The organism is Pseudoalteromonas sp. 20-92, assembly GCF_030847595.1.
Classification (GTDB): Bacteria; Pseudomonadota; Gammaproteobacteria; order Enterobacterales; family Alteromonadaceae; genus Pseudoalteromonas; species Pseudoalteromonas fuliginea.
Map to the genome: position 1 here is coordinate 1 of NZ_JANJGQ010000028.1, position 26701 is coordinate 26701.

A 26701-nucleotide genomic window follows, 5' to 3' on the forward strand; every position below is an offset into this window, starting at 1 on the left:
AGAAAAAAGCTATGCGCAGTACAGCCTACCTTGAAAAGGTACTGAACGCATAGACTTTTTTCATGCTCTTGCCCTGGTACTAATTTTGATATATAGCGCTCACCTTACAAAACAGTAATTTATTTTTTCTATAGTGATAACCTCACAAGTTCATTATTCACTAACTCTGATACTTCTAATGATAGGGTATTTACTGTACTCGAAGAATTAACATTTAAAATGAGTTCTTCGGTCTTATTAACTTCATATACTTTTTTAGGAATAACTTTAATGCCTTCAGAAAAATCATATTCGTAAACAGCTTTCCCCGTTGAGTGATAAAGTTTATTTTGACTTATTGATAAAGAGTGTTTATAAGCTGATTGTTTAACTTTAAAACCTTTTGTTTGCTCCCCTGTAGATAAATCGAAAAATATCAACATATCTAGATTATTCAAAAAAACGAGTTTATTATCAAGTAACTGGCCAAACCACACCGCATTTTTTACTGGCAACAATATACTATTAGAGTTGCTCCTGTTAAAAATATAAGCAGTACTATTCGTAGTAATTTCACCTTGTACAATATAGCCAATATTATTTTCTTGCAAATAATTAACCGAGATTAAATTACCTTTTGGCGTAATGACATCTTTAACCGATAAATCTTCATATCTGAGTATTTCTATTTCATTTTTATTAATACCAAGGGCTTCTTGGGAATCAGAAGATATTTTAAAGTCCTTATATCTTAAATTTACCTTTTTAGACGTGACCTTACCGTCTTTGAATACTGTATTTAACTTAATTAATCCCCCATCCCTACTTAAAAAAACAACATTTTCTCCAACTATATTTGCAAAGCCACTTTCTAGCTTTGATACACGTTCAAAGTTTTTAGAAGTTAAATCGAACCTGTAAATATTATGAGAAAAAGGGTAAGTAAGCCCTAAAATATTTTTATTATCAATTGGATAGGTTACTGAGTAAACACTTTCACTATCCACCTTTGTCTTACTTTCTAAACGATTATTTCTTAATGAGTATTCGTAAAAAATCTCTTCTTTATTGTCATACCACAACAATGAATCTGTTTCATTTTGGTAATTAATTGACCATATTCTACTCTTAGTCTCGTATAGTTTTATTTGTGCGCCACCTTCCAAATCCGTCATATATAATTCACTAGAATTAAATTGGTGTCTTTCAAATATAATTTTGTTTTTACTTTTTATAAAGTAGAGAAGCTTATCTCCATACGAATTTAAGTTTGGCGAACTTATTTGAAACTCATCACCAGTGCTTAAGTTTCGATTAACAAGGGCTGACAATTCTGAACGCTTCCTGTAACCATATTTTGAGTAAATATAAGAGTTGTTAGCTAAACTTAAAGCGTTTACTTGATGCGAAGGCTCACACTCGAATAAAAATTTACTATCAGCATTACCTGTTAAACCAACCTCCCACAGCTCACATTTACCTTCAGTTTCTAAACTATAAATTGCACGTTCGCTATCAATTGACCAACCTGCTGGGAATATATTAGCGTTTACTTCTGAGATTTTTCTCTCTTGCCCGGTATTTAAGTTTTTTAATAAAAGTGCTGAATATGATTGATCTTCTTCAAGGAATGAAAGTGCGACAGTTGAGCTGTCTGGGGAAAGTATCATTCGACTATACACTCCCTGTAGCCAAGAAAGCGTTTCTTCGTTAAATTTTTTCTCTACAATCTTTGAGCTTTTTGTTTCAACCTTTGATAACGTATCTTTTTGTTTATTGCCATTTTGATTTAGTATGCTTTGAAGCATGTAGATACTACTAAAAAATCCTAAAATTAACATGGCTATTAGCACTATTAACTTTTTTTGTTTTTTATTAGGTGTTTCTTTTAATGCGCTAACTTGGCCCAAAGCCAAAGATTCGTCTTCATAGTAAATAACTTCCGGCTCTAAAAAAAAACTATAGCCCTTTCTGTAGTGTGTTTTTACTACTAAACCGCGTTGAATTTCAGATTTTAGGACTTTTCTAAGTTCTGACATTGCTCGGTTAATTGCGTTGTCATCAACATAGTGTTGGCACCAAACATCATCAACAAGATCTTGACGCGTAATAATCTCGTCTTTATTTATGATCAAATAACATAAGATTTTAAAAAGAAGAGGCTCCAATTCTCTTTCTACTTCACCATCAGAAATTATTTGAAGTTTTGGATTAAGGCTCCACGCACCAAACTTGATTTCTTTGACACTACGGGGGAAATTTACTTCTTTCATAATTGTTATAACCCAACATCCATATCACAGCTTGAGAATAAAAAATGTTTAAACTGTTTCAAATGGGAAAACATTAACGAGAGATTAACAGCTATATAAAGTAATGTCATCTGAACAGTCACAAAAAAGCCCACATAAAGTGGGCTTTTTAAAACCGGATAGGCTTACTTGTGACGTAATTGCTGAATTACGCGTAACTGAGCAACTGCTTCTGCCAGTCGCGTTGCCGCTTGTTGATAATCAAACTCAACAGCTGACGAATTCGCCATATGTTCTTCAGCTTCACGTTTAGCTTTTTGTACAGAATCTTCATCTAAATCTTCACCACGAACCGCTGTATCTGCAAGAATCGTGATGTGATTTGGTTGAACTTCTAATGTACCGCCAGCAACATATATCACATCTTCGTGACCAAATTGCTTAACTAAACGTACCATACCAGGTTTAAGGGCAGTTAGTAATGGAGCATGGCCTAGGTTTACACCCAGCTCGCCTTCACTACCAGATACTTGAATCGATTCAACAAGACCAGAGAACAAACTCTGCTCAGCGCTTACTACGTCAAGATGTACAGTCATAGCTGTCATACTACCCTCCTAGTTACATGCCTTTGGCTTTTTCTTGAGCTTCTTCGATAGAGCCAACCATGTAGAACGCTTGCTCTGGCATATCATCAAATTCACCGTTTAAGATGCCTTTAAAGCCAGCAATTGTATCTTTTAGTGATACGTATTTACCAGACGCGCCTGTAAACACCTCTGCCACGAAGAATGGCTGAGATAGGAAACGTTGGATTTTACGTGCACGAGATACAAGTTGCTTATCTTCGTCAGAAAGCTCGTCCATACCTAGGATTGCAATGATGTCTTTAAGTTCTTTATAACGCTGAAGAACTGTTTGAACGCCACGTGCTGTATCGTAGTGCTCTTGACCAATTACTTGTGGGTCAAGTTGACGCGAAGATGAATCAAGTGGGTCTACCGCTGGGTAGATACCAAGTGATGCGATATCACGTGAAAGTACTACTGTTGCGTCTAAGTGAGCAAAGGTCGTTGCTGGAGATGGATCCGTTAAATCATCCGCAGGTACGTATACCGCTTGGATTGATGTAATTGAACCAGTCTTAGTTGAAGCGATACGCTCTTGAAGCACACCCATTTCTTCAGCAAGTGTAGGCTGGTAGCCTACCGCTGATGGCATACGACCAAGAAGTGCAGATACTTCTGTACCAGCAAGTGTATAACGGTAGATATTATCTACGAAGAAAAGTACATCGCGACCTTCATCACGGAACTTTTCAGCCATAGTAAGACCTGTTAACGCTACGCGTAAACGGTTACCTGGAGGCTCGTTCATCTGACCGTATACAAGCGATACTTTATCAAGTACGTTTGAATCGTTCATCTCATGGTAGAAATCGTTACCCTCACGTGTACGCTCACCAACACCTGCGAATACTGAGTAGCCGCTGTGCTCGATTGCGATGTTACGGATAAGTTCCATCATGTTTACAGTTTTACCAACACCGGCACCACCGAATAAACCAACTTTACCACCTTTAGCAAACGGACATACAAGGTCGATAACCTTGATACCAGTTTCTAAAAGCTCAACTGAACTTGATTGCTCTTCGTATGAAGGCGCTGCACGGTGAATAGACATACGGTCTTCTTCGCCGATTGGACCCGCTTCATCGATTGGCTCACCAAGTACGTTCATGATACGACCAAGTGTTGCTTTACCAACTGGAACTTGAATCGATTCACCTGTATTCATAACTAAAGCACTACGACGTAAACCATCAGTAGTACCCATAGCGATAGTACGCACTACACCGCCACCTAGCTGTTGTTGAACTTCTAAAGTCAAACCAGCTAAATCGCCATCTGTTACTCTTAGTGCGTGGTATACCGCTGGCACGCTATCTTGTGGAAATTCAATATCCACAACGGCGCCGATAATTTGGACGACCTTACCTAAACTCATGTCTATTCCTCTCGTTAATCTTTACCCGAAGCATTAAACTGCTGCTGAGCCAGAACAAATCTCACTAATTTCTTGTGTGATTGCTGCTTGGCGAGCCTTGTTATAAACAAGCTGTAGCTCGTCCATAAGGTCACCTGCGTTATCAGTTGCAGCTTTCATTGCAACCATACGAGCAGCCTGTTCTGAGGCAGCATTTTCTACCACACCTTGGTATGCTTGAGACTCAATAAAGCGTACTAACAAAGACTCTAAAATAGCCTCTGGGTTTGGCTCGTATAAGTAATCCCATGTGTGAGCAGATACTTCTTCTTCAGCTTTTGGCAAAGGGAGTAACTGATCTATAATTGGCTCTTGCTTCATGGTATTAACGAATTTGTTATATACCAAGAATAAACGGTCTATTTTGCCTTCAGAAAATGCATCAAGCATAACTTTTACAGGACCAATAACGTCTTGTACTGAAGGTTTATCTCCTAGGCCCGCTTTTTTAGCGAGTAGTTGACCACCAAAACGTTGAAAGAAGCCAGCTGCCTTACTACCTAAAGTAGCAAATTCAGCATCAACACCTTTCTCTTTCCACGCTTTAACATCAAGTGCAACTTTCTTAAACTCGTTTGAGTTTAAACCGCCACACAGACCACGGTCTGTAGAGATAACAATATAACCAACTCGTTTCACTTCACGTTCTTTTAAGAACGGGTGAGTAAAATCAAGATTTGCTTGAGCAACACGACCAATTACTTCACGTAATTTATTAGCGTATGGACGGCTTGAAGCAACGCGTTCTTGCGCCCTTTTCATTTTAGACGCAGCAACCATTTCCATTGCGCTAGTGATCTTTTGAGTATTTTTAATACTCCCGATCTTGCTTTTAATCTCTTTTCCGCTGGCCATGACTCTCTCTCCGAATCAAGGTGTGCTTTAGTTTCCTAAAGCGCACCATTAATAACTAAATTACCAAGTTTGCGTAGACTTGAACTTCGTAAGAAGTTCTTTAAGCTGCGCTTCGATCTCGGCATTCAAGTTACCAGTTTCATTGATTTGAGCCACAAGCTCTGCGTATGTGTTAGTTGCATAAGAAAGTAAAGCTGCTTCAAAGTCACCGATTTTCGCGATTTCGATGTCTTGAAGGAAGCCTTTTTCAGCAGCAAATAACGACAAAGACATTTCAGCAACAGACATTGGCGCGTACTGTTTCTGCTTCATTAGCTCTGTTACACGCTCACCATGCTCAAGTTGAGCACGAGTAGCATCATCAAGGTCAGACGCGAACTGCGAGAACGCAGCTAATTCACGGTACTGAGCTAGGGCTAGACGAATACCGCCACCTAGTTTCTTAACGATTTTAGTTTGTGCAGCACCACCAACACGCGATACCGAGATACCAGCATTTACTGCCGGACGGATACCTGAGTTGAATAAGTCAGTTTCTAAGAAGATCTGACCATCGGTGATAGAGATAACGTTAGTCGGTACGAACGCAGAAACGTCGCCGCCTTGAGTTTCAATGATTGGCAATGCCGTCAATGAACCAGTTTTACCTTTCACTTCACCATTAGTGAACTTTTCAACGTAATCTGCGTTTACACGCGATGCACGCTCTAAAAGACGAGAGTGAAGGTAGAATACGTCACCTGGGTATGCTTCACGGCCTGGTGGACGCTTAAGTAGTAATGAAATTTGACGGTAAGCAACTGCTTGCTTAGACAAATCATCATATACGATTAATGCGTTTTCACCACGGTCACGGAAGTATTCACCCATAGTACAGCCCGCAAACGGAGCTAAGTACTGAAGTGCCGCAGATTCAGAAGCAGATGCAACAACTACGATAGTATTTGCTAGTGCACCATGCTCTTCTAATTTACGAACTACGTTTGCAATAGTAGATGCTTTTTGACCAATCGCAACGTACACACACTTAACGCCTGTGTCTTTTTGATTGATGATTGCATCGATTGCTAGTGCAGTTTTACCTGTTTGACGGTCACCGATGATAAGTTCACGTTGACCACGACCAACTGGAATCATCGCATCGATAGATTTATAACCAGTTTGAACTGGCTCATCTACTGATTTACGCTCGATTACACCTGGTGCAATTTTTTCTACAGGTTCAAACCCGTCGTTATCTAAAGCGCCTTTACCATCGATTGGAGCACCTAGTGTGTTTACAACACGACCAAGTAGACCAGGACCAACAGGAACTTCTAAAATACGACCAGTTGTATATACTTTTACGCCTTCAGTAAGGTCAGCGTACGGACCCATTACTACTGCACCAATTGAGTCGCGCTCAAGGTTTAGTGCGATAGCATAACGGCTGCCAGGAAGCTCAATCATTTCACCTTGCATACAGTCAGCAAGACCGTGGATGCGGATGATACCGTCAGTAACAGATACAATAGTACCTTCGTTACGAGCTTCACTTACAACTTCGAACTTCTCAATACGTTGTTTGATCAGATCTGAAATTTCAGTGGAATTAAGTTGCATGCTCTTTTTCCCAATTACGATTGTAGTGTTGTAGCTAAGCGGCTTAATTTACCGCGAATAGTACCGTCGATTACAGTGTCGCCAGACCTAATAATAAGCCCACCAACCACTGACGCGTCTTCACTACAATTCAGCTTAACTTTGCGTGCGAAACGTTTTTCAAGTGCCGCTACCAATGACTCTTGTTGCGCAGCAACAAGAGGAGTTGCAGAAATCACATCTACTTCGATTTCTTTATCGTATTGTGCTTTAAATTCAGCAAATAACTGTGCAACTTCAGGTAGAGCTGTCAAACGTCCATTTTCAGCCATCACCTTAACTAGGTTCTGACCTTGTTCGTTGAGCTGCTCAGCACAAAGTTGAATAAATAATTCAGCTTGTGCAGTAGCTGTAGGCATACCTGCTAAAGCGGATGATGCTTGTTCATTGCTGGCTACGTGGCCTGCAAAGAACAACATATCATTCCAGCTTTCTAGAGTGCCTTTCTCAACGGCAAGTTCAAAAGCCGCTTTAGCGTATGGGCGAGCGATAGTAGTCAAATTAGACATGCTCATACCCTCCTAATTACAGCTCAGCGACAAGTTTTTCAACGATGTCACTATGTGCGGCTTGATTAATTTCACGCTCTAAAATACGTTCTGCACCAATCACTGCCAGAGTTGCTACTTGTTTACGTAGCTCTTCTGTTATGCGATTACGTTCAGACTCAACTTCAGAGTGCCCTTGAGCAATGATACTTTCACGCTCTTGCTGACCACGAAGTGTTTCTTCGTCAACAATTAGCACTGCACGCTTTTTAGCTTGATCAATGATATCAGCCGCTTGAGCTTTTGCATCTTTAAGCTGTTCAGCAGCTTTCTTTTGCGCAAGTTCTAAGTCTTTTTCGGCTCTATCAGAGGCAGCTAAACCATCTTCGATTTTTTTCTGGCGAGCTTCAATTGCACCGTTTAGTGGTGGCCATACGTATTTCATACAAAATAATACGAACACCGTAAACGCAATCAATTCACCGATAAGAGTGGCGTTTAAATTCACAACCGCTCCTCCTTAAATAGTAAGCTGTTCAAAAAATAAAATTAAAGTACGAACAACAATACCATAGCGATACCAACACCAATCATTGCTACAGCATCGATTAGACCAGCAAGAATAAACATCTTAACTTGTAGCGATGGTGCAAGCTCAGGTTGACGCGCACATGCTTCAAGGAATTTACCGCCCATGTTACCAAAACCGATTGCTGTGCCGATTGCACCAAAGCCGATTAGTAAAGCTACTGCGATATACTTAAGACCTAATACTAGTTCCATTTTTTTCTCCAAAGTTTCAATTGTAAATTAAAGTTAAATATTAAAGGTTATAAAAATTAGTGATTATCTGAGCTTGCCATACTTAGGTATACGATTGTTAGCATCATAAATACGAATGCTTGCAATACAATTACTAAGATGTGGAATACAGCCCAAACAAAATGCAATGGTAATTGCATAAATCCGATAGCGCCGATCAAGATGAAAATCAATTCACCTGCATATAAGTTACCAAACAAACGTAGCGCTAATGAAAACGGTTTAGAAACCAGCGCAATCAGTTCAAGTAATAAGTTAAACGGGATTAAAAGGATTTGTAGTGCAGTATTATTTGAACTAAACGGGTGAAGTGTTAGTTCTTTAATAAAACCACCGATGCCTTTTATTTTAATTGAGTAGCCTATCATTAAAATAAATACGCCAAGCGCTAGCGCCGCAGTCATATTAATGTCAGTCGTTGGTACAATTTTCATGTACACATCGTGTGAATCCATACCAAACGCAGTTTCACCAACAAAACCAGCTAATGCAGGTAAAAAGTCAACCGGTATTAAATCCATTAAGTTCATTAAAAATATCCAAACGAATATTGTTAATGCTAATGGTGCAATAAGCTTGCTTTTACCATGGAAAGTATCACGTACGTTGTCACCAACAAACTCTACTACCATTTCAATGAAACATTGAAATTTTCCAGGTACACCTAGTGTTGATTTTTTAGCGGCACTACGAAAGATCCATAAAAATATAAGACCTAAACCGATAGACCATGCGAGGGTATCTATATGCCATGTCCAGAATCCACTGTCCGTACATGCTTTATTGAAGGCGAGACCTGTATCGGTCGAGCACATCTTAGCATTGGTCAAATGGTGCTGGATATGGCCAGATAGAGTAACTTCTTCTGCTGCCATGTTATATCCCAAAAGTTAATGTTTAAAAAAAACGGGTGCGAACAATCCAGTAAAGAGTGCCAGTATATAAGTACTAAAAAAGGGTAATAAAATTACCGGAAAAAGCTTCAGTACTAGCGCAAACAATACAATTGTTAGCATAAATTTTAATCCGTTGCCGCGTTTCAACGAGGCATACGCTTGATTTGCTCGACTTGCACCCATATACCTAAATGCATAAAGTGCAAATACAAAGTGCGGAAGTACTGCGACAAATCCACCAGCGAGTGATGAAAGCGAAGCACTGGCTCCCGAACTAAAAAAAATAATTACAGCAGCAACTAATGCTACAACACCCTGAAGGCAAATTAACTTTAATACGGCAAGTCTATATGGACTCGCTAACTTATCAGTCACGTTTAGTTAACCTTTATTGCGTTCTAATTGTTAGGGTGTGAAAACTGGCGAAATTATACTTAATCCTGCCAGTTTTGCAACTTGAGTAGACGGTTTGTAACACGAAATAGCTACAAATGTCTCTTTTTAGACATGTAGAAAACTAATGGTGGGTATTGTCTTGATTAATGCGATTTAAAATGCCGTCAAGTTCATCCAAATTAGTATAAGAAATAACAAGCTTACCTTTGCCTTTTTTATTGTAATTTATTTCAACTTTGGCACCTAGGTTTTCAGCAAGTTGTTGTTCTAATTGCTTAACATCTGGATCTTTTTCGGTTATTTCTTTAGCTGGCACTGGTTCTAAAATTGAGCGAACTAATTTTTCGGTTTCTCGAACTGTTAGTGCTTTAGCGACAGCTAAACGAGCAGCATCTGACTGCGCTTCGCCTTCAAGGGCTAACAGGCAACGAGCATGGCCCATTTCAATATCGCCATGCTCTAACAAAATCTTCACATCGTTATTTAAGTTATTTAAACGCAGTAAATTAGTTACAGTCGTACGTGATTTACCTACCGCATCAGCTACTTGTTGATGCGTTAATTCAAATTCTATTAGTAAACGATTAAGTGCAACCGCTTCTTCCATGGCATTTAAATCTTCACGCTGAATATTTTCTATCAGCGCAATCGCAACGGCAGCTTCATCGGGTACATCTTTAATAATACAAGGTACTGTTTCAAGCTTAGCTATTTGCGCTGCGCGCCAACGACGCTCACCCGCTATAATTTCAAAGCTATTATGTGCAATAGGGCGCACAACAATAGGTTGAATAATACCTTGTGAGCGAATAGAACTAGCAAGCTCTTCTAGCGCCTCTTCAGACATGTCTTTACGAGGTTGGTATTTACCAGAGTGTAAAAACTCTATTGGAAGTTTTTGTAATTCACTGTTATTTGGCCCAGCTGCATTTTTTACAGCTTCAGTCACGTTTGATGTGTCTTGTTCCTTGCTTGCGCTCGGTGCAGGCTTTGACGAACTTAAAAGTGCATCGAGTCCTCGGCCTAAACCTCGTTTTTTAGCAGACATGTTATTTTTTTACCTCAAAGTTAGGCGACAACGGACGCTGTTTTTTCTTTTCTGCGTAACATTTCACCAGCGAGTGCTAAATACGCTTTAGCGCCACTTGATGCCCGGTCATAATACATAGCTGGAGCACCAAAACTAGGTGCTTCGGCTAAGCGAACATTACGTGGGATCACCGTACGGTATACTTTATCGCCAAAATGTTGTTTTAATTGTTCTGATACATCATTTGCCAAACGGTTACGCGGGTCATACATAGTACGAAGTATGCCTTCAATTTGTAAGCTCGGATTCACTAATCTAGCAAGCTGCGTAATCGTATCCATTAATGCGGTTAACCCTTCAAGTGCATAATACTCACACTGCATTGGTACCAAAATAGAATCAGCCGCAGCCATAGCATTAACAGTTAACATGTTTAAAGAAGGCGGACAGTCTATAAAAATAAATTCGTACTGGTCCTGAATTTTTTCAAGCGCGTTACGTAAACGCACCTCACGGGCAAATAATTCCATGAGTTTAACTTCTGCAGCGGTTACATCACCGTTTGCAGCAATCATATGGTATTCGCCAGACGTTTCTTTGATGATAACGTCTTCTATTGGTTTATCTTCAATAAGTAAGTCGTAAATAGTTGGCACATCGCCGTACTTATCTACGCCACTCCCCATAGTCGCATTACCTTGCGGATCGAGATCAATTAACAGCACTTTACGTTTCGTTGCAGCCATAGACGCAGCGAGATTAACAGCGGTTGTAGTTTTACCCACTCCACCTTTTTGATTTGCTAATGCGATGACTTTTGCCACAGTGTCTCTGATCCCTAGTCTTTAGAAAGAATAATTAAATGTCGTTGTGCATCTAACTTAGGCACTTCTAATGCAATTTTTTGCTCAAACTTGACGCCTGCAGGTAATGACTCTAGCTCTTCGCTAGGGAACACGCCTTTAAGTGCTATAAATTTACCCGAATGATCAATTAAGTGCGAACACCAGTCAACCATATCTTGTAATGAAGCAAATGCGCGACTGAGTACGCCGTCTAATTTAACACTTGGTTGATATTCTTCAACTCTAGACTGCACAGGGGTTACATTATCAAGACCTAGTTCATGTTTAACATGCATTAAAAATCGCACACGTTTACCTAAACTATCTAATAGCACAAAATGTGTATTTGGTAATGCAATTGCCAACACGATACCCGGTAAGCCAGGGCCTGTACCTACATCAATATAATGATGTCCGGGTAAATGAGGCGCAACAACTAAACTGTCCATAATATGCTTAATCATCATTTCTTCAGGTAAACGTACTGAAGTTAAGTTATAAGCTTTATTCCACTTATTTAATAACTCAACGTAACGGACTAGCTGTTGCTGTTGTTTTTCTGTTAGCGCAATATCAGTTTGCGCTAACAATGTAGTTAATTGTTGCTGTAACACTATGTCCCCTTATCGTTACGCAGATTTGCGTAATAAGCCTTGCTTCTTCAGATACACCAATAATAGCGAAATCGCCGCAGGGGTGATACCAGAAATACGCGATGCTTGACCAATCGTGTCAGGACGTGACTCAATAAGCTTAGCAACTACCTCATTTGATAAACCAGATACGGTTTTGTAATCAAACTCTTTTGGTAAAATTGTTTGCTCATGACGAAGCTGTTTATTGATTTCATCTTGTTGGCGCGCAATATAACCTGCGTACTTAGTATGGATCTCAACTTGCTCGAGTGCTGCTTTATTTGTGAATTCAGATCCCAATCCGTCAATAGCCATCAGATCGTTGTAACGAATCTCCGGACGGCGAAGTAATTCTTCCAAGCTTGCTTCACGCGTAAGCGGGGTTTTAAGTAATGCGTTTACTTGATCTACAACGGCATGATCTTTGTGGATCCATGTATCTTTAATGCGTTGTTTCTCTTTTTCGATTACTTCCATTTTTTCGTTAAATGCCTGCCAGCGTTCGTCATTAACTAAACCAAGCTCACGGCCTTTTTCTGTTAAACGAATATCAGCATTATCTTCACGAAGTAATAAACGATATTCAGCACGGCTGGTAAACATACGGTAGGGTTCTTTTGTACCCAGTGTTGCTAAGTCGTCGATTAATACACCAACATAAGCTTCATCACGACGTGGTGTCCAAGAATCTTTGCCTTGCACTTTTAGCGCAGCATTCATACCTGCAATTAAGCCTTGTGCACCTGCTTCTTCATAGCCGGTAGTACCGTTAATTTGACCCGCGAAAAATAAGCCTTCAATAAATTTAGTTTCTAAAGACTGTTTTAAATCACGTGGATCAAAGTAGTCATATTCTATTGCATAACCTGGTCGACAAATATGTGCATTTTCAAAACCAGAAATAGATTGCACAATCTCAAGTTGTACATCAAACGGTAAACTAGTCGAAATACCATTTGGATATAATTCGTATGATGTTAAACCTTCAGGCTCAACAAATATTTGATGTTTATCTTTATCTGCAAAACGAACAATTTTATCTTCAATTGAAGGGCAGTAGCGAGGACCAATACCTTCAATAACACCTGAGTACATAGGTGAGCGATGTAGGTTTTTACGAATAACATCATGTGTTTTTTCGTTTGTGTAAGTGATGTAACACGGTATCTGTTGTGGGTGATCTGATTGTTTACCCATAAACGAAAACACAGGTGTTGGTGTATCACCAGGCTGTGCTTCCATTTTTGTAAAATCAACAGTACGTGCATCAATACGTGGCGGTGTACCTGTTTTTAAACGATCAACTCTAAATGGATGTTCACGTAAGCGATCAGCTAAAGCGATTGAAGGAGGATCGCCTGCACGGCCGCCTTTGTAATTTTCTAACCCTATATGGATTAAGCCACCTAAAAAAGTACCCACGGTTAAAACAACACTTGGTGCACTAAAACGCAAACCCATTTGAGTTACTACGCCAGTAACACGATCGTTTTCAACAATAAGATCATCACACGATTGTTGAAAAATTTTAAGATTATCTTGATTTTGCAATGTTGTTTGAATAGCCGCTTTGTACAAGGCGCGATCTGCTTGTGCTCGAGTTGCACGAACAGCAGGTCCTTTTGAAGAATTTAGTGTACGAAATTGGATCCCGCCTTTATCAATGGCCTGTGCCATTGCACCACCAAGCGCGTCAATTTCTTTTACCAAATGACCTTTGCCTATCCCACCAATCGCTGGGTTACAAGACATTTGACCAAGGGTATCCATATTGTGAGTCAGTAGCAGGGTATTCATCCCCATACGGGCAGCTGCTAATGCGGCTTCAGTGCCAGCATGTCCACCACCTACTACGATAACGTCAAAATTTTCGTGAAAAATCATTAATGGGATCCTACTTAAATCAAACCGGTAAACTTCAAAAGGGAGCGTATTCTACCTAGAAATTGGCAGAAGATAAATGATTAAACAAAGGGCAAGATCTAAGTATGTGATCTCTAATAATATAAAGGATCTTTTAAAGAGATCTTTTATTACTATTACTACTACTGATCGACTTTTCTGTTGATAAGGTTTAGATCTTCATTTAAAACATGAAATTAGATCAGATCTAAAGGTGTTAATATGATCGGATCATCCAGCAAATAAGCTCTGATCAAAAAGGCACCTTATGCACAGGGCTGAATCAGTTGGATCTTATCCCATGGATAAGCATGCTTTAAAAAGCAGTTTATTCAATCTTTATCCACAAAATCTATTAAATCATTAGTAAATTGTGGGTAACTTTATATATAACTTTTTACTTGATCTCTCTATTTTAAGCCTGTTTTGGTTATCCAAGAGTCTAACCATGCTAATGCGGTGTCCTCTGGTAGTGCTTCATCGAGAATATTAAGCTCTAAGCGTTCTGCTACTTTTATAGCGCCTTTTTGAGCTAATAAGGCATCTATATTACGTCCAGCCTGGTTGTAAGTGTCATAACTGGTATCACCTAAAGCTATTACTGAGTATTTTAATTGAGATAAATCATTAGCTTGAGTTACATCTTCAACAAAGCTAATAAAGTTTTCAGGGTAATCACCTGCGCCATAAGTAGATGTGCAAATTAGCCAAATGGTATTTTGCTGATCAATATCGCTAAATTCAGGTTGATCATGTAGTTGTGTAGTAATACCAAGGTTATTTAGCGCGTCGCTTAGTTGCTCTGCAACATACTCGGCTGATCCCATTTGGCTGCCAACAATAAGATTTACTGAACTCATGAATATTAGTGATCACATTTGTTTTAATTGCTGACTATGATAACTGAGTGAGGGTAACAGTAAAGTTAAGAGTGCCATTTTGTATAACTATTTTTGCAGTAATTTTACACTCATTCAAAAGTGTTTCTTTAACTTGTTGATAATATAGGGTTTAACAAATTATCTTTAAATGTAATCTTCTGATCAAGTTGTTGATAACAGTGGGGAAAGCTCTGCTTAAGTAGGCTTATTAGGTTGTTTTATATCCGCTAAGTTATTGATATTTCTAATCAGTAAAAAGTTGAAATAGTAATTTATATATTAAAAGTAGATGTTGATCATAATGTGGATATAAAGCCTGTTGATAACCTCAAATTTAGATCTAAAATAAATTTTTAAAATGATCTAATAAAGCAGATCTAATGAAATTAATTAAAAATAAGCTCATAAACGGATAAATATTAATAAATAGTGAGGTTTTTTCAGCTTATTTACCTGTTTTTGGTATTTGTTTGATCAAAAAAGCTGGCATTGTGGATAAGTGATCGAGGTTTTTTAAATTTAATGTAGGTTTAGAGTCGTTATTTTTATATATTTTGCTGGTTGAGTTAGCAGATCAAAACTTTTTAATACTTAACTGTTGAGCTTTTTATTTAAATAATCACAGTGATCATCAAATCATATATTTAAAAAGTAAGCTTTTTAGAGCATTAACCAGTGTTTTTTAGCTCTTTAATTGAGCAAAAAGCATCATTCTTTGCGTGTATGAGGTGTGTTTTAGTGCATTTTTGTGGGCTAAAGTAAGTATTAGAAAGCCATTTATAACTACTTTTTGTATGAAGTATAACGCTTTAAAAGTGTGTTATTGTTTGAAGAATGTATCGGTTTTGTATTAATAATAGGTGTAATTTACGCTATTAATGCCTCTAAAGAGTATATTCCACATTGTTTAATCTACGTAATCAGACCTCTCTTAGCACGTAACTAAGGTAGCTTTGAATATGATTTATCGACTGTAACTCTCAGGTATTAGACGTATAAATAGCATATTTTAAAGCCTAATTTTTATATGAAAAAGAGCACCTGAGTGCTCTTTATAATAAGAATATGCTTGTAATAAGGTGTTTATTTACCAATACAAAACGAGCTAAATATCTTTCCTAGTAAATCGTCAGAGGTAAATTCACCGGTTATTTCATTCAAATACTGCTGTGTTAAACGCAGTTCTTCAGCCAGTATTTCACCGGCAATGTGCATTTCTAATTGTGTCTTACCGGTATCTAAATGATGAGCAGCACTTTCCAGTGCATCTAGATGACGACGGCGCGCCATAAAGCCGCCTTCAGTTGCGCCCTGAAAACCTATACAGGCTTTTAAATGCTCGCGAACAAGTTCAATACCGTCAGCATTTTTGGCACTTAAGCTGATGACCGGGTATTGTTGCTCTTGCTCCATACCGACAATATCGCCCGACAAATCGGCCTTGTTTCTGATGACTGTCACGCCCATACCTTCTGGTAATTTTGCCATAAACTCAGGCCAAATTTTGTGTGGGTCGGTATCTGTAGTATCGGTGCCATCAAGCATAAATAAAACGCGATCGGCTTGGTTTATTTCATCCCATGCACGCTCAATGCCTATTTGTTCTACTCTGTCTGGGCTTTCGCGCAGGCCTGCGGTATCTATAATATGCAGTGGCATACCATCTATATGTATATGCTCTCGTAGTACGTCGCGAGTGGTACCGGCTATTTCTGTTACGATTGCGGCTTCACGACCAGCTAGAGCGTTGAGTAGGCTTGATTTACCCGCATTTGGGCGACCAGCAATAACAACACGCATACCTTCGCGCATGATGCTACCTTGTTTTGCTTGGTTGGTTACGGTATTAAGCTGGGTAATAATGGCGTCTAAGTCGCCTGACACTTTACCGTCAGATAAAAAATCAATTTCTTCATCAGGAAAGTCTATTGCCGCTTCTACGTACATACGTAAGTGAATTACTTTTTCAACGAGTGTTTCTATGTGCTTAGAAAATTCACCTTGGAGAGACTGTAAGGCGCTTTTAGCTGCTTGCTCGCTCGTAGCATTAATTAAGTCGGCGATGGCTTCTGCTTGTGTTAAATCAAGCTTGTCGTTCATAAATGCACGCTCAGAAAACTCACCTGGCTTTGCTAAACGAACGCCCTCGATTTTACTAATTTCTTTAAGTAGCATATCAAGTACTACAGGACCACCATGGCCTTGTAGCTCAAGCACATCTTCGCCTGTAAATGAGTTAGGACCTGCAAAGTAAATGGCAATACCTTGATCAAGTTGCTCGCCAGCTAGGCTTTTAAATGGCACGTAATCGGCGTAGCGAACTTTAGGAATTTTACCTACCACTTTTTCGGCAACGCTTTTAGCAAGGCTGCCTGAAACGCGAATTATACCAACGCCACCACGTCCGGGAGCGGTTGCTTGTGCTGCAATTGTATCTTGATTGATCATGCTATTAATTTGCCAACGATGAGTAACTTTATGGCGGTATTGTAACCTATGAAATAAACACTCGCGAATACTCTGGTGAAAAACAGGCAATAAAAAAGGCGACCGAAGTCGCCTTTATATAAGTAATATACCCAAGCCATCTCAAGATGCGAGTTTCAGTTGGAGTTAAAAGCTATTTAGGCAAGGCATTGATTGAGAATAATAGTGGTTCTATTGTTAAAATCAATAACGCAGTATAAATCGCTTTTAAACCAACCCTTTGGGCGTTTCACAGGTACTTAATTTCATCGTTGTTACTTTTTAAAAGGGACTGCCATTCTTGCAAAGTAACGCCTTGATCTTAAGCCCCTGTGAAACGCTGAATTTTGCATCTCGATGTGGCTTGGGTATAGGCAATTAGCCTCTTACTTTAATTCCTTTCTTTTCCATGCCACGGTAGATGATTAACATCTGGACAATAGAAATAAGGTTAGACACTAACCAGTAAAGAACTAAACCCGATGGGAACCATAAGAAAAATACAGAGAAGATAACCGGCATAAAGGTCATCATTTTTTGCTGCATTGGATCAGTAACCGTCATAGGTTGTAGCTTTTGCGTCACAAACATACTCGCACCAAATAATATTGGTAATACGTAGTATGGGTCTTTCGCAGAAAGGTCAGTTAACCAAAAAATGAATTCAGCGTGGCGAAGTTCAGTTGACTCTAAGAATACGTAGAACAATGCTAAGAAAATTGGCATTTGTAGCAAAATAGGGAAACAGCCACCCATAGGGTTAACTTTTTCTTTTTTGTACATTTCCATAGTTGCTTGGCCGAACTTTTGACGGTCATCACCAAACTTTTCTTTAAGGGCTGCCATTTTAGGTTGTAGGGCACGCATTTTTGCCATTGAAGTGTATTGCGCTTTAGTAAGTGGGTACATTAACGATTTAACGATAATAGTGATGGCAATAATTGCTACACCCCAGTTACCTAAAATGCTATGTAGCCATTTTAGCAATACAAATAAAGGTTGCGAAATAAACCATAACCAACCGTAATCTACAGTTAAATCTAGGTCTGGGTGAATCGCTTCAAGAATATCCGATTCTTTCGGGCCCATGTAATAAATAGCAGTTAGTGTTTGCTCACTACCAGCTTGAATATTAACAGCTTCATCTTTAGCACCAATAATAGCGGCATTACTTTTTGTAATTAAGCTATAAATTGTATTTGATTGATCCTGCATTGGAACCCAAGCACTTACAAAGTAATGTTGAATAAAGGCAACATAACCACCTTGGGTGTTTTTGTTTAGGTTTTTATCAGCCATATCTGAAAAACTATACTTTTCGTATGGTTCTTCGTCAGTACCGTATGCAGCACCTAAATAGTTTTGATCAACCATGCTGCCTTTTTCTTGTACGGTACGCTTAATCTGCGTGTATAGCTGTACTTGAAGAGGTGCGCTGGTGGTGTTGTTAATTTTGTATTCTAAGCCTACGTCATACTGACCTTTTTTGAATACATACGTTTTAGTAAAACTAACACCATTACGATCTGTAAACTGAAGTGGAACGCGAAGCTCATCACCCGTTAAGGTATATGACTTTTGTTCGGTATTGTAAGTAGGGCGACCGTTAGCTGATGCGTCAGGGCCATTTAAGCCAATTAAGCCACTTTGTGAAAAGTATTGTTTGCCATCAAACTCACCAAGCAACATAAAAGGAGTGTTACTTCCTTTGGTGTCTTCGTATTGAAGAAGGTCTGTTTCAACAATGTCACCGCCTTTGGTGTCAATTTTAACTTTAAAAACGTCAGTTGTGATTTCAATAACTGAACGTTTAGCTAAAGTTGCTGAAGTAGGTAATTCTGAATCTGACGATGAAGGAATATAATCATCCGACTCTGGTGAATTTGCTTTTAGTGTTTGTGTTGTGGCACTTGGATCGACTTTAGGCTTGTTGTAATCATTGTCCCATTCTTGGAACAATAAAAACGACACTAGCATTAGGCCAATTAATAAAAACGTGCGTTGCGATTCCATAACAGCTCTTATTTCTCGTGTTGGTGGTTAATATGGGTTAATTTTTCAGGGACGGGGTCGTCTCCACCTGAATGTAAAGGATGGCATTTTAATATGCGTTTCAAAGCTAACCAACTACCTTTTACCGATCCATGCAATTTAATTGCTTGAATAGCATAACTAGAACAGGTTGGATTAAAACGACAATGCGGACCTAACAGCGGGCTAATCCACTTTTGATAACCGCGGATAAATAACACTAAACAAAAAGTTGGTAAAGCAACAAGTGGTTTAAGTAACCTCATGATGTTTATGCCCCTACTTAAGTTTAGTGAGATAGATATCATGTATTTAAAGACTCAATTAGAAATTTTAAATGCATGATTAAAAGGTGAGCTAAAGATACATTAATTAACCCTGCAATTCTATTGCAATTAGGTTTGTTTATTAGATTTAGCTGATTTGTTTGGGCGTTTCTTAAAAGGTGGCGGTTTAGGTGCACCTGGTTTACAGCGTTCGTTAATTTTTCGCCATAACTTAGTAAGTTGTTTGGTTATTTCTTCATTAGACTGCTCATCAATACCATTTTTAACCATAAGCACAATATCAATATTATCGATGCTGTGTTGATTTAAACGAAAACTTTCGCGAGCGAGACGTTTAATACGGTTTCGTTGGCATGCCTTTTTTACACGTTTTTTAGCAACAGTAAGTCCTAACCTAGGTTTATCTTGGTTATTTGGTTTAGCTAATAGAGTAAAGAAAGGAGTTGCAGCCCGAGCGGGTTCATTAAATATGCGAGAGTAATGCGAGGGAGTTAACAGACGTAACTCCCTGCCAAAGCTAAAGTCTTCCACTTATAAATTAAGCAGAAAGAACTTTGCGGCCTTTAGCGCGGCGACGTGCTAATACTTTACGGCCATTTACAGTTGCCATGCGAGCACGGAAGCCGTGTGCACGTTTGCGTTTTAAAACGCTAGGTTGAAAAGTTCTTTTCATAACAATCTCATCCGATCGGTTAAAGTTAAAACATCCTATACAGGTCGCGATCCTGGCATAGGTGCCATTGCGAGCGCGAGATATTATAGATGAAGTGACTCAAAGTCAATCATAATTACAGCCTATACTAAGTGTTAGTTACTCTATTTATGGTGATCGAGAATTATGATCCACTAGGATCATCATAAATAAGAAGTTTTCCACAGCCCCTGTATAAAAAGTGAATAAAAGCAGGGGAAAAGTAAAATGGATCGTAAAATTGGTTCGCGATCTTAGTGTTATTTTGTTATGATCTGTCATCAGGCTTTGAAATAAAAGCTTATTTAAATCAGTCTGTTAATGTTTTTATACAGCGATATCAACAATTTTATAAAAATCAATCTTTTACTTGTGGATAAAGTGTCTTCATAATACGCGGCCTTGGGCCACTTATTTGGCTATTTTGACGCAATAAATGCATGATTTTTAATCATTAATGATGTGCGGGAATAAAAATTATATCTCTGGGAGTTTAACTGTGTATCTGTCGGTTTGGCAAAGTTGTTTATATGTATTGCAAGATGAATTGCCTTCGCAGCAGTTCAGTATGTGGGTAAGACCACTTCAAGCAGAAAGTACCGAAGATACCTTGACGATTTATGCACCTAATCGCTTTGTGCTTGATTGGGTGAGAGAAAAGTACCTCAATAGAATTAACGAACTATTAGTAGAAATTTGTGGTGTTGAAGCACCAGAGCTGCGTTTTGATGTAGGAAGTAAACCTTTATTAAACGCTCAAGCTGCACCGGTTGCAGAAACACAATCTGCGCCAAGCGCACACGCTTCAGCAAAACAGCAACCTCGTGAGCAAAAGCCGGTGGTTGAGCCTGCACCTAAGTCAGGTTACAAATCTAATATTAAAGAGAACTATACCTTTGATAGCTTTGTTGAAGGTAAATCAAACCAATTAGCAAAAGCTGCGGCCACACAGGTTGCCGACAATCCTGGTTCTGCTTTTAACCCTGTATTTATATACGGTGGTACTGGTTTAGGTAAAACTCACTTATTACATGCAGTAGGCAATGGCATTATGGCAAATAAGCCAGACGCTAAAATTGTTTATATGCATTCAGAACGCTTTGTTCAAGACATGGTAAAAGCACTACAAAATAACGCAATTGAAGAGTTCAAACGTTATTATCGCAGTGTTGATGCATTAATGATTGATGACATTCAATTTTTTGCTAACAAAGAGCGCTCCCAAGAAGAGTTCTTCCATACCTTTAATGCATTGCTTGAAGGTAACCAACAAATTATTTTAACCTCTGACCGTTATCCTAAAGAGATTGAAGGCGTTGAAGACCGCCTTAAATCACGTTTTGGTTGGGGTTTAACTATCGCGATTGAGCCACCAGAGCTTGAAACACGCGTTGCTATTTTGATGAAAAAAGCACAGCAAAGTAAAATTAATTTACCACACGAAGTTGCTTTTTTTATTGCTAAAAAGTTACGCTCAAATGTGCGTGAATTAGAAGGTGCACTTAACCGTGTAATCGCCAATGCTAACTTTACCGGTCGTCCAATTTCGATCGATTTTGTAAAAGAAGCACTGCGCGATTTACTTGCTTTGCAAGACAAACTGGTTACGATTGATAATATTCAGCGCACCGTAGCAGAGTACTATCGAATTCGTGTATCAGATCTGTTGTCTAAGCGCCGCAGTCGCTCTATAGCAAGGCCTCGCCAAGTTGCTATGGCATTATCTAAAGAATTAACTAATCACAGCTTACCTGAGATTGGTGACGCATTTGGTGGACGCGATCATACGACCGTATTGCACGCATGTCGTAAGATAAAATCACTACGTGACGAAAGCCACGAAATTAAAGAAGATTATCAAAACTTAATAAGAACATTGTCATCTTAGGGCTGACTTTATTATGCAAATAACAATATCAAGACAACAATTTTTAAAGCCATTGGTGCAAGTGTCAGGTGCAATAGAGCGCAAACACACACTACCAATTTTATCTAACGTTTTGTTAGTGGTAGAAAACGGACAACTTTCAATGACAGGTACAGACCTTGAAATTGAATTAGTTTCTGGCGTATTTGTAGGTGACGATATTGCCGATACAAAACTAACGTTACCCGCTAAAAAGTTACTCGATATTTGTAAAAGTCTACCAGACGGTTCAGACATTACTTTAAGCTTGCAAGAGCATCAATTACTTTTAACCAGTGGTAAAAGCCGTTTTTCATTAACGACATTATCTGCTGATGATTTTCCTAATCTAGAAGAGTGGGACGGAGAGGTTGAATTTCAACTAACTCGTTTAGAGCTTCGTAAGTTACTCGAAAGCACGCATTTCTCGATGGCGAATCAAGACGTACGTTATTATTTAAATGGTATGTCGTTTGAAGTAGATAATACTGATATAAAAACAGTCGCAACAGATGGCCACCGTTTAGCGATTGCGCAAAAACAGCTAACGCAATCGCTTAATACTCAGCGTCAATTAATAATACCTCGTAAAGGTGTGCAAGAAATAATGCGCCTTATGGTCGCTGATGACGAGTTAGTAACAATTCAGTTTGGCGCTAATCATATCCGTATTATCGATTTAGAGTTTACATTTACAAGTAAGCTAGTTGATGGACGTTTTCCAGATTACCGTCGTGTATTACCGCGTGGTGGTGACAAAGTTATTACAGCTAACCGTGAATGGTTACGTAGTGCATTTCAACGTGTGTCTATTTTATCTAATGAAAAGTTTCGTGGTGTACGCTTAAACTTATCAAACGGTTTATTAAAAATTACAGCTAATAATCCAGAGCAAGAACAAGCGGAAGAGGTTGTTGAAGTAAGTTACCAAGGCGCGGATCTAGAAATAGGCTTTAACGTGTCTTACGTATTAGATGTACTAAACACATTAAAAACAGAAGACGTACTATTTACATTAGCCGACTCAAACAGCAGTGCATTAATTGAAGGTGCAGGCGATGAAGAAGCAATGTACGTTGTTATGCCTATGCGTTTATAAGACTATAAATACACAATGAGCTTAAGTCATTTGAGCCTCAAATATTTTCGTAATATTGAGGCGCTGACGCTAGAACCAGTTAACGGCGTTAATATAATATATGGTGAAAATGGCAGCGGAAAAACCAGCCTTTTAGAGGCTATTTATTACCTTTCTCACGGCAAATCTTTTCGTACTCCAAAACACAAAAGTATTATCGCGCATCAGCAAGATCAGTTTGTAATTCACGGGCGCAAAACAATACACGACTTATCTATTCCAATTGGTATTAGTAAAACCCAAACGGGTGAAACTAATTTAAAAATTCAAGGTAAGGCGAGCCGTAAAATATCAGAACTTGCTCAACTTATGCCGGTACAAATTATTACACCAGAGAGTTATTCTTTATTTTTTGGCGGGCCAAAAGAGCGCAGAAAGTTTTTAGATTTAGGTTTGTTCCACGTGGAACATGAGTTCTTTTTTTTGTGGCAATCGTTTAATAAAGTACTTAAACAGCGTAATGCATTGTTAAAAACTAAGCCAAAGAATTATTTTGACCAAATTAAGTTTTGGGACAAAGAATTTGTTAGACTGGCTGAAGAAATAAATAAATTAAGATTGGCGTATATAAGTAGGTTTAAGCAGCAGTTTTTTGATAAAATGTGTGCAGAATTAACGCTTGTACGCGATTTAGAAATGACCTTTAATGCAGGTTGGAAAGAGACTGAATCTCTTGCAGATGCGTTAGAGCAAAACTTTGAGCGAGATGCTCGCCAAGGGTTTACAAGTAAAGGGCCTCATAAGGCCGACTTTAGTTTTAGTGTCGCTGGCAACAGTGTGGAGAATACATTCTCACGCGGTCAATTGAAGTTATTACTATATGCGTTAAAAGTTACGCAAAATAGCTTAATTGAGTCAGAGACAGATAAGCAATCTATATTGCTAATAGATGATCTACCTTCAGAGTTAGGCGAAGATACAAAAGAGAAAGTGGGACAATTACTTGCTCACTGCAGTTCTCAAATTTTTATCTCTTCAATTTTATCTGAAAGTATTTCTGCTGTGGTGGAACCCATGCAACGAGAACTACAAATGTTCCACGTGAAACATGGCAACCTAATAACAAGATAAGTGGGATTAACCATGTCTGAGAATTATGACTCGTCGAGTATTAAAGTACTTAAAGGATTAGACGCAGTAAGAAAGCGTCCTGGAATGTATATTGGGGACACCGATGATGGCACAGGCTTACACCACATGGTGTTTGAGGTCGTTGATAACTCTATCGATGAAGCCCTAGCAGGTCATTGTGATGATATTTATGTAACTATTCACTTAGACGGTTCTGTCTCAGTACGAGATAACGGCCGTGGTATCCCAACTTCTATCCATGAAGAAGAAGGCGTATCAGCAGCCGAAGTTATTATGACGGTACTTCATGCTGGTGGTAAGTTTGATGATAACTCTTATAAAGTATCGGGTGGCTTACACGGTGTTGGTGTTTCTGTTGTAAATGCACTTTCAGAAAAACTAAAACTTACCGTTCGCCGTGAAGGTAAACTACACGAGCAGTTTTACACTATGGGCGTTCCCGATGCACCTTTAGCTGTTATTGGTGACTCAGAAACGACTGGTACAGAACTGCGTTTTTGGCCAAGTGGTGAAACATTCACAAATTTAGATTTTCATTACGAAATTTTAGCTAAGCGTTTACGTGAGCTTTCATTCCTAAATTCAGGTGTGAGCATCATTTTAAATGATGAACGTGAAGAAAATAAATCTGACCACTTTAAATACGAAGGCGGTATTCAGGCTTTCGTAGAATACTTAAACCGTAATAAAACACCTATACATAAAGGTGTATTCCATTTTACTCATGAACGTGAAGAAGATGGTATTAGCGTTGAAGTATCAATGCAGTGGAATGATGCATACCAAGAAAACATTTACTGTTTTACAAATAATATTCCACAACGTGATGGTGGTACTCATTTAGCCGGTTTTAGATCTGCGCTAACACGTACGCTTAACAATTACATGGAAAAAGAAGGCTTTAACAAAAAAGCTAAAACGACCAGTAATGCGACCGGTGATGATGCCCGCGAAGGTTTAACGGCTGTTGTTAGTGTTAAAGTTCCTGATCCTAAGTTCTCATCGCAAACAAAAGATAAGCTCGTTTCAAGCGAAGTTAAATCTGCGGTTGAGCAAGCAATGGCTGAAAAGTTCACTGAGTTTTTATTAGAAAACCCAGTAGATGCCAAAATTGTTGTTGGTAAAATCATTGATGCATCTCGTGCACGTGAAGCGGCGCGTAAAGCCCGTGAAATGACACGACGTAAAGGTGCAATGGACTTAGCTGGCTTGCCGGGTAAGCTAGCTGATTGCCAAGAAAAAGACCCAGCCCAATCTGAACTATATATAGTGGAAGGGGACTCTGCTGGCGGATCAGCCAAGCAGGGACGTAACCGTAAAAACCAAGCTATTCTTCCGCTTAAGGGTAAAATCTTAAACGTAGAAAAAGCACGTTTTGACAAGATGTTATCTTCGCAAGAAGTGGCAACGCTAATTACTGCATTAGGTTGTGGTATTGGACGTGACGAATATAACCCTGAAAAATTACGTTACCATCGTATCATTATCATGACCGATGCGGACGTGGATGGTTCTCACATTCGTACGTTACTACTAACATTCTTCTATCGTCAAATGCCTGAAATTGTAGAACGCGGCTATATTTATATTGCTCAGCCACCACTTTACAAAGTGAAAAAGGGTAAGCAAGAGCGTTATATTAAAGATGATCCAGCATTAGTTGAATACTTAACATCGCTTGCGCTTAATAATGCGGCTTTATATACAAGTGCAGATGCGTCGGCGCTTGAAGGTGAAGCACTAGAGACAATAGTTCATGATTACCAAAACACAGTTAAAGTAATCGAACGCTTAAAACGTAAATACCCAAGTACGGTAATGGAGCGTTTAATTTATCAAAGCGAACTGAAAAAAGAAGACCTTTCAGATGAAGCTAAAGTAATTGAGTGGACTAAAGAGCTAGTAGACGACCTAATAGCACGAGATGAAGATGCGACTATTTTTAATGCTGCAACAGAGCATGATACAGAGCGTAATTTATATTATCCGGTTGTGAATATTCGTCAGCATGGTGTTGATAAATCGCATGTGTTGAGCTATGACTTTATTACCTCACGCGATTACCAACGTATTGCTGTGACTGGTGTTAACATCGCAAATATCATTACAGAAGGCGCTTATATTCAACGTGGAGAGAAAACACTTCCTGTTGATAACTTTGTGGATGCTTTAGAATGGTTGATCGCAGAATCTAAACGTGGTCTATATATTCAGCGTTATAAAGGATTGGGCGAAATGAACCCAAGCCAGCTTTGGGAAACCACAATGGATCCTAGTGCTCGTCGTATGTTACAAGTGACGATCGAAGATGCCGTAGGCGCGGATCAATTATTTGCTACCTTAATGGGTGACCAAGTAGAGCCTCGTCGTGAGTTTATTGAAACTAACGCACTGCGCGTAGTTAACTTAGACGTATAAAAAG

General features: G+C 38.9%; 24 protein-coding genes. 4 read left to right on the forward strand and 20 right to left on the reverse strand.

The window, feature by feature from the left end:
- Positions 1-128: 128 nt before the first annotated feature.
- The 20 genes from NRL14_RS18160 to rpmH form a co-directional block, all read right to left on the reverse strand.
- Entirely contained in the window at positions 129-2252 is a 2124-nt protein-coding gene (locus tag NRL14_RS18160; protein WP_306725311.1) for a winged helix-turn-helix domain-containing protein, read from the reverse strand.
- Between the two features lie 164 nt (positions 2253-2416).
- Positions 2417-2839 carry a F0F1 ATP synthase subunit epsilon gene (locus NRL14_RS18165; protein ID WP_007377666.1) on the reverse strand — a complete coding sequence of 141 codons (423 nt, stop codon included), beginning with the start codon at positions 2837-2839 and terminating at the stop codon, positions 2417-2419.
- 13 nt (positions 2840-2852) lie between these two features.
- A complete protein-coding gene (gene atpD, locus NRL14_RS18170; protein WP_007377665.1) occupies positions 2853-4238 on the reverse strand; it encodes a F0F1 ATP synthase subunit beta in 1386 nt (461 codons plus the stop codon).
- A gap of 33 nt (positions 4239-4271) precedes the next feature.
- A complete protein-coding gene (gene atpG, locus NRL14_RS18175) occupies positions 4272-5132 on the reverse strand; it encodes a F0F1 ATP synthase subunit gamma (protein ID WP_182673049.1) in 861 nt (286 codons plus the stop codon).
- 60 nt (positions 5133-5192) lie between these two features.
- The gene (gene atpA / locus NRL14_RS18180; RefSeq protein ID WP_306725312.1) at positions 5193-6734 is read right to left on the reverse strand and encodes a F0F1 ATP synthase subunit alpha; all 1542 of its coding nucleotides are present in this window, start codon (positions 6732-6734) and stop codon (positions 5193-5195) included.
- A gap of 14 nt (positions 6735-6748) precedes the next feature.
- Complete coding sequence (gene atpH, locus NRL14_RS18185; protein WP_007377663.1) at positions 6749-7282, reverse strand: F0F1 ATP synthase subunit delta; 534 nt, start codon at positions 7280-7282, stop codon at positions 6749-6751.
- A gap of 16 nt (positions 7283-7298) precedes the next feature.
- Positions 7299-7769: a F0F1 ATP synthase subunit B gene (atpF, locus tag NRL14_RS18190; protein ID WP_004335264.1), complete on the reverse strand. Its 471-nt coding sequence runs from the start codon at positions 7767-7769 to the stop codon at positions 7299-7301.
- Between the two features lie 41 nt (positions 7770-7810).
- Complete coding sequence (atpE, locus tag NRL14_RS18195) at positions 7811-8044, reverse strand: F0F1 ATP synthase subunit C (RefSeq protein WP_004335261.1); 234 nt, start codon at positions 8042-8044, stop codon at positions 7811-7813.
- A 56-nt stretch (positions 8045-8100) separates the two neighbouring features.
- A complete protein-coding gene (gene atpB / locus NRL14_RS18200; RefSeq protein WP_024597178.1) occupies positions 8101-8958 on the reverse strand; it encodes a F0F1 ATP synthase subunit A in 858 nt (285 codons plus the stop codon).
- A 15-nt stretch (positions 8959-8973) separates the two neighbouring features.
- Positions 8974-9354, reverse strand: coding sequence for an ATP synthase subunit I (locus tag NRL14_RS18205; RefSeq protein ID WP_306725313.1), 381 nt, complete (start codon positions 9352-9354; stop codon positions 8974-8976).
- Between the two features lie 142 nt (positions 9355-9496).
- On the reverse strand, positions 9497-10423 hold the full coding sequence (locus NRL14_RS18210; RefSeq protein WP_007377660.1) for a ParB/RepB/Spo0J family partition protein: 927 nt from the start codon (positions 10421-10423) through the stop codon (positions 9497-9499).
- Positions 10424-10443: 20 nt separating this feature from the next.
- Positions 10444-11229 (reverse strand): ParA family protein, encoded by a 786-nt coding sequence (locus NRL14_RS18215; protein ID WP_007377659.1) that lies wholly within the window; start codon positions 11227-11229, stop codon positions 10444-10446.
- A 14-nt stretch (positions 11230-11243) separates the two neighbouring features.
- Positions 11244-11864: a 16S rRNA (guanine(527)-N(7))-methyltransferase RsmG gene (gene rsmG, locus NRL14_RS18220; RefSeq protein WP_007377658.1), complete on the reverse strand. Its 621-nt coding sequence runs from the start codon at positions 11862-11864 to the stop codon at positions 11244-11246.
- Between the two features lie 15 nt (positions 11865-11879).
- Positions 11880-13769, reverse strand: a complete 1890-nt coding sequence (mnmG, locus tag NRL14_RS18225) for a tRNA uridine-5-carboxymethylaminomethyl(34) synthesis enzyme MnmG (RefSeq protein WP_007377657.1) — start codon at positions 13767-13769, stop codon at positions 11880-11882.
- 428 nt (positions 13770-14197) lie between these two features.
- Positions 14198-14647 (reverse strand): FMN-binding protein MioC, encoded by a 450-nt coding sequence (mioC, locus tag NRL14_RS18230; protein ID WP_007377656.1) that lies wholly within the window; start codon positions 14645-14647, stop codon positions 14198-14200.
- Between the two features lie 1104 nt (positions 14648-15751).
- Complete coding sequence (mnmE, locus tag NRL14_RS18235; RefSeq protein WP_007377655.1) at positions 15752-17116, reverse strand: tRNA uridine-5-carboxymethylaminomethyl(34) synthesis GTPase MnmE; 1365 nt, start codon at positions 17114-17116, stop codon at positions 15752-15754.
- 396 nt (positions 17117-17512) lie between these two features.
- Positions 17513-19147 (reverse strand): membrane protein insertase YidC, encoded by a 1635-nt coding sequence (gene yidC / locus NRL14_RS18240; protein WP_007377654.1) that lies wholly within the window; start codon positions 19145-19147, stop codon positions 17513-17515.
- A gap of 8 nt (positions 19148-19155) precedes the next feature.
- Entirely contained in the window at positions 19156-19431 is a 276-nt protein-coding gene (gene yidD / locus NRL14_RS18245) for a membrane protein insertion efficiency factor YidD (protein WP_008138026.1), read from the reverse strand.
- A 129-nt stretch (positions 19432-19560) separates the two neighbouring features.
- Entirely contained in the window at positions 19561-19983 is a 423-nt protein-coding gene (gene rnpA, locus NRL14_RS18250; protein WP_033031124.1) for a ribonuclease P protein component, read from the reverse strand.
- A 7-nt stretch (positions 19984-19990) separates the two neighbouring features.
- Positions 19991-20125: a 50S ribosomal protein L34 gene (rpmH, locus tag NRL14_RS18255; RefSeq protein ID WP_004335215.1), complete on the reverse strand. Its 135-nt coding sequence runs from the start codon at positions 20123-20125 to the stop codon at positions 19991-19993.
- A gap of 517 nt (positions 20126-20642) precedes the next feature.
- Between rpmH and dnaA the strand changes: the two genes are divergently transcribed.
- The 4 genes from dnaA to gyrB are packed head-to-tail and all read left to right on the forward strand — an operon-like array spanning position 20643 to position 26697.
- Positions 20643-22031, forward strand: coding sequence for a chromosomal replication initiator protein DnaA (dnaA, locus tag NRL14_RS18260; RefSeq protein WP_306725314.1), 1389 nt, complete (start codon positions 20643-20645; stop codon positions 22029-22031).
- Positions 22032-22044: 13 nt separating this feature from the next.
- Positions 22045-23148, forward strand: a complete 1104-nt coding sequence (gene dnaN / locus NRL14_RS18265) for a DNA polymerase III subunit beta (protein WP_033031126.1) — start codon at positions 22045-22047, stop codon at positions 23146-23148.
- A gap of 15 nt (positions 23149-23163) precedes the next feature.
- Positions 23164-24258: a DNA replication/repair protein RecF gene (gene recF, locus NRL14_RS18270; protein WP_033040339.1), complete on the forward strand. Its 1095-nt coding sequence runs from the start codon at positions 23164-23166 to the stop codon at positions 24256-24258.
- Between the two features lie 12 nt (positions 24259-24270).
- Positions 24271-26697 carry a DNA topoisomerase (ATP-hydrolyzing) subunit B gene (gyrB, locus tag NRL14_RS18275; RefSeq protein WP_033040338.1) on the forward strand — a complete coding sequence of 809 codons (2427 nt, stop codon included), beginning with the start codon at positions 24271-24273 and terminating at the stop codon, positions 26695-26697.
- Positions 26698-26701 lie beyond the last annotated feature (4 nt).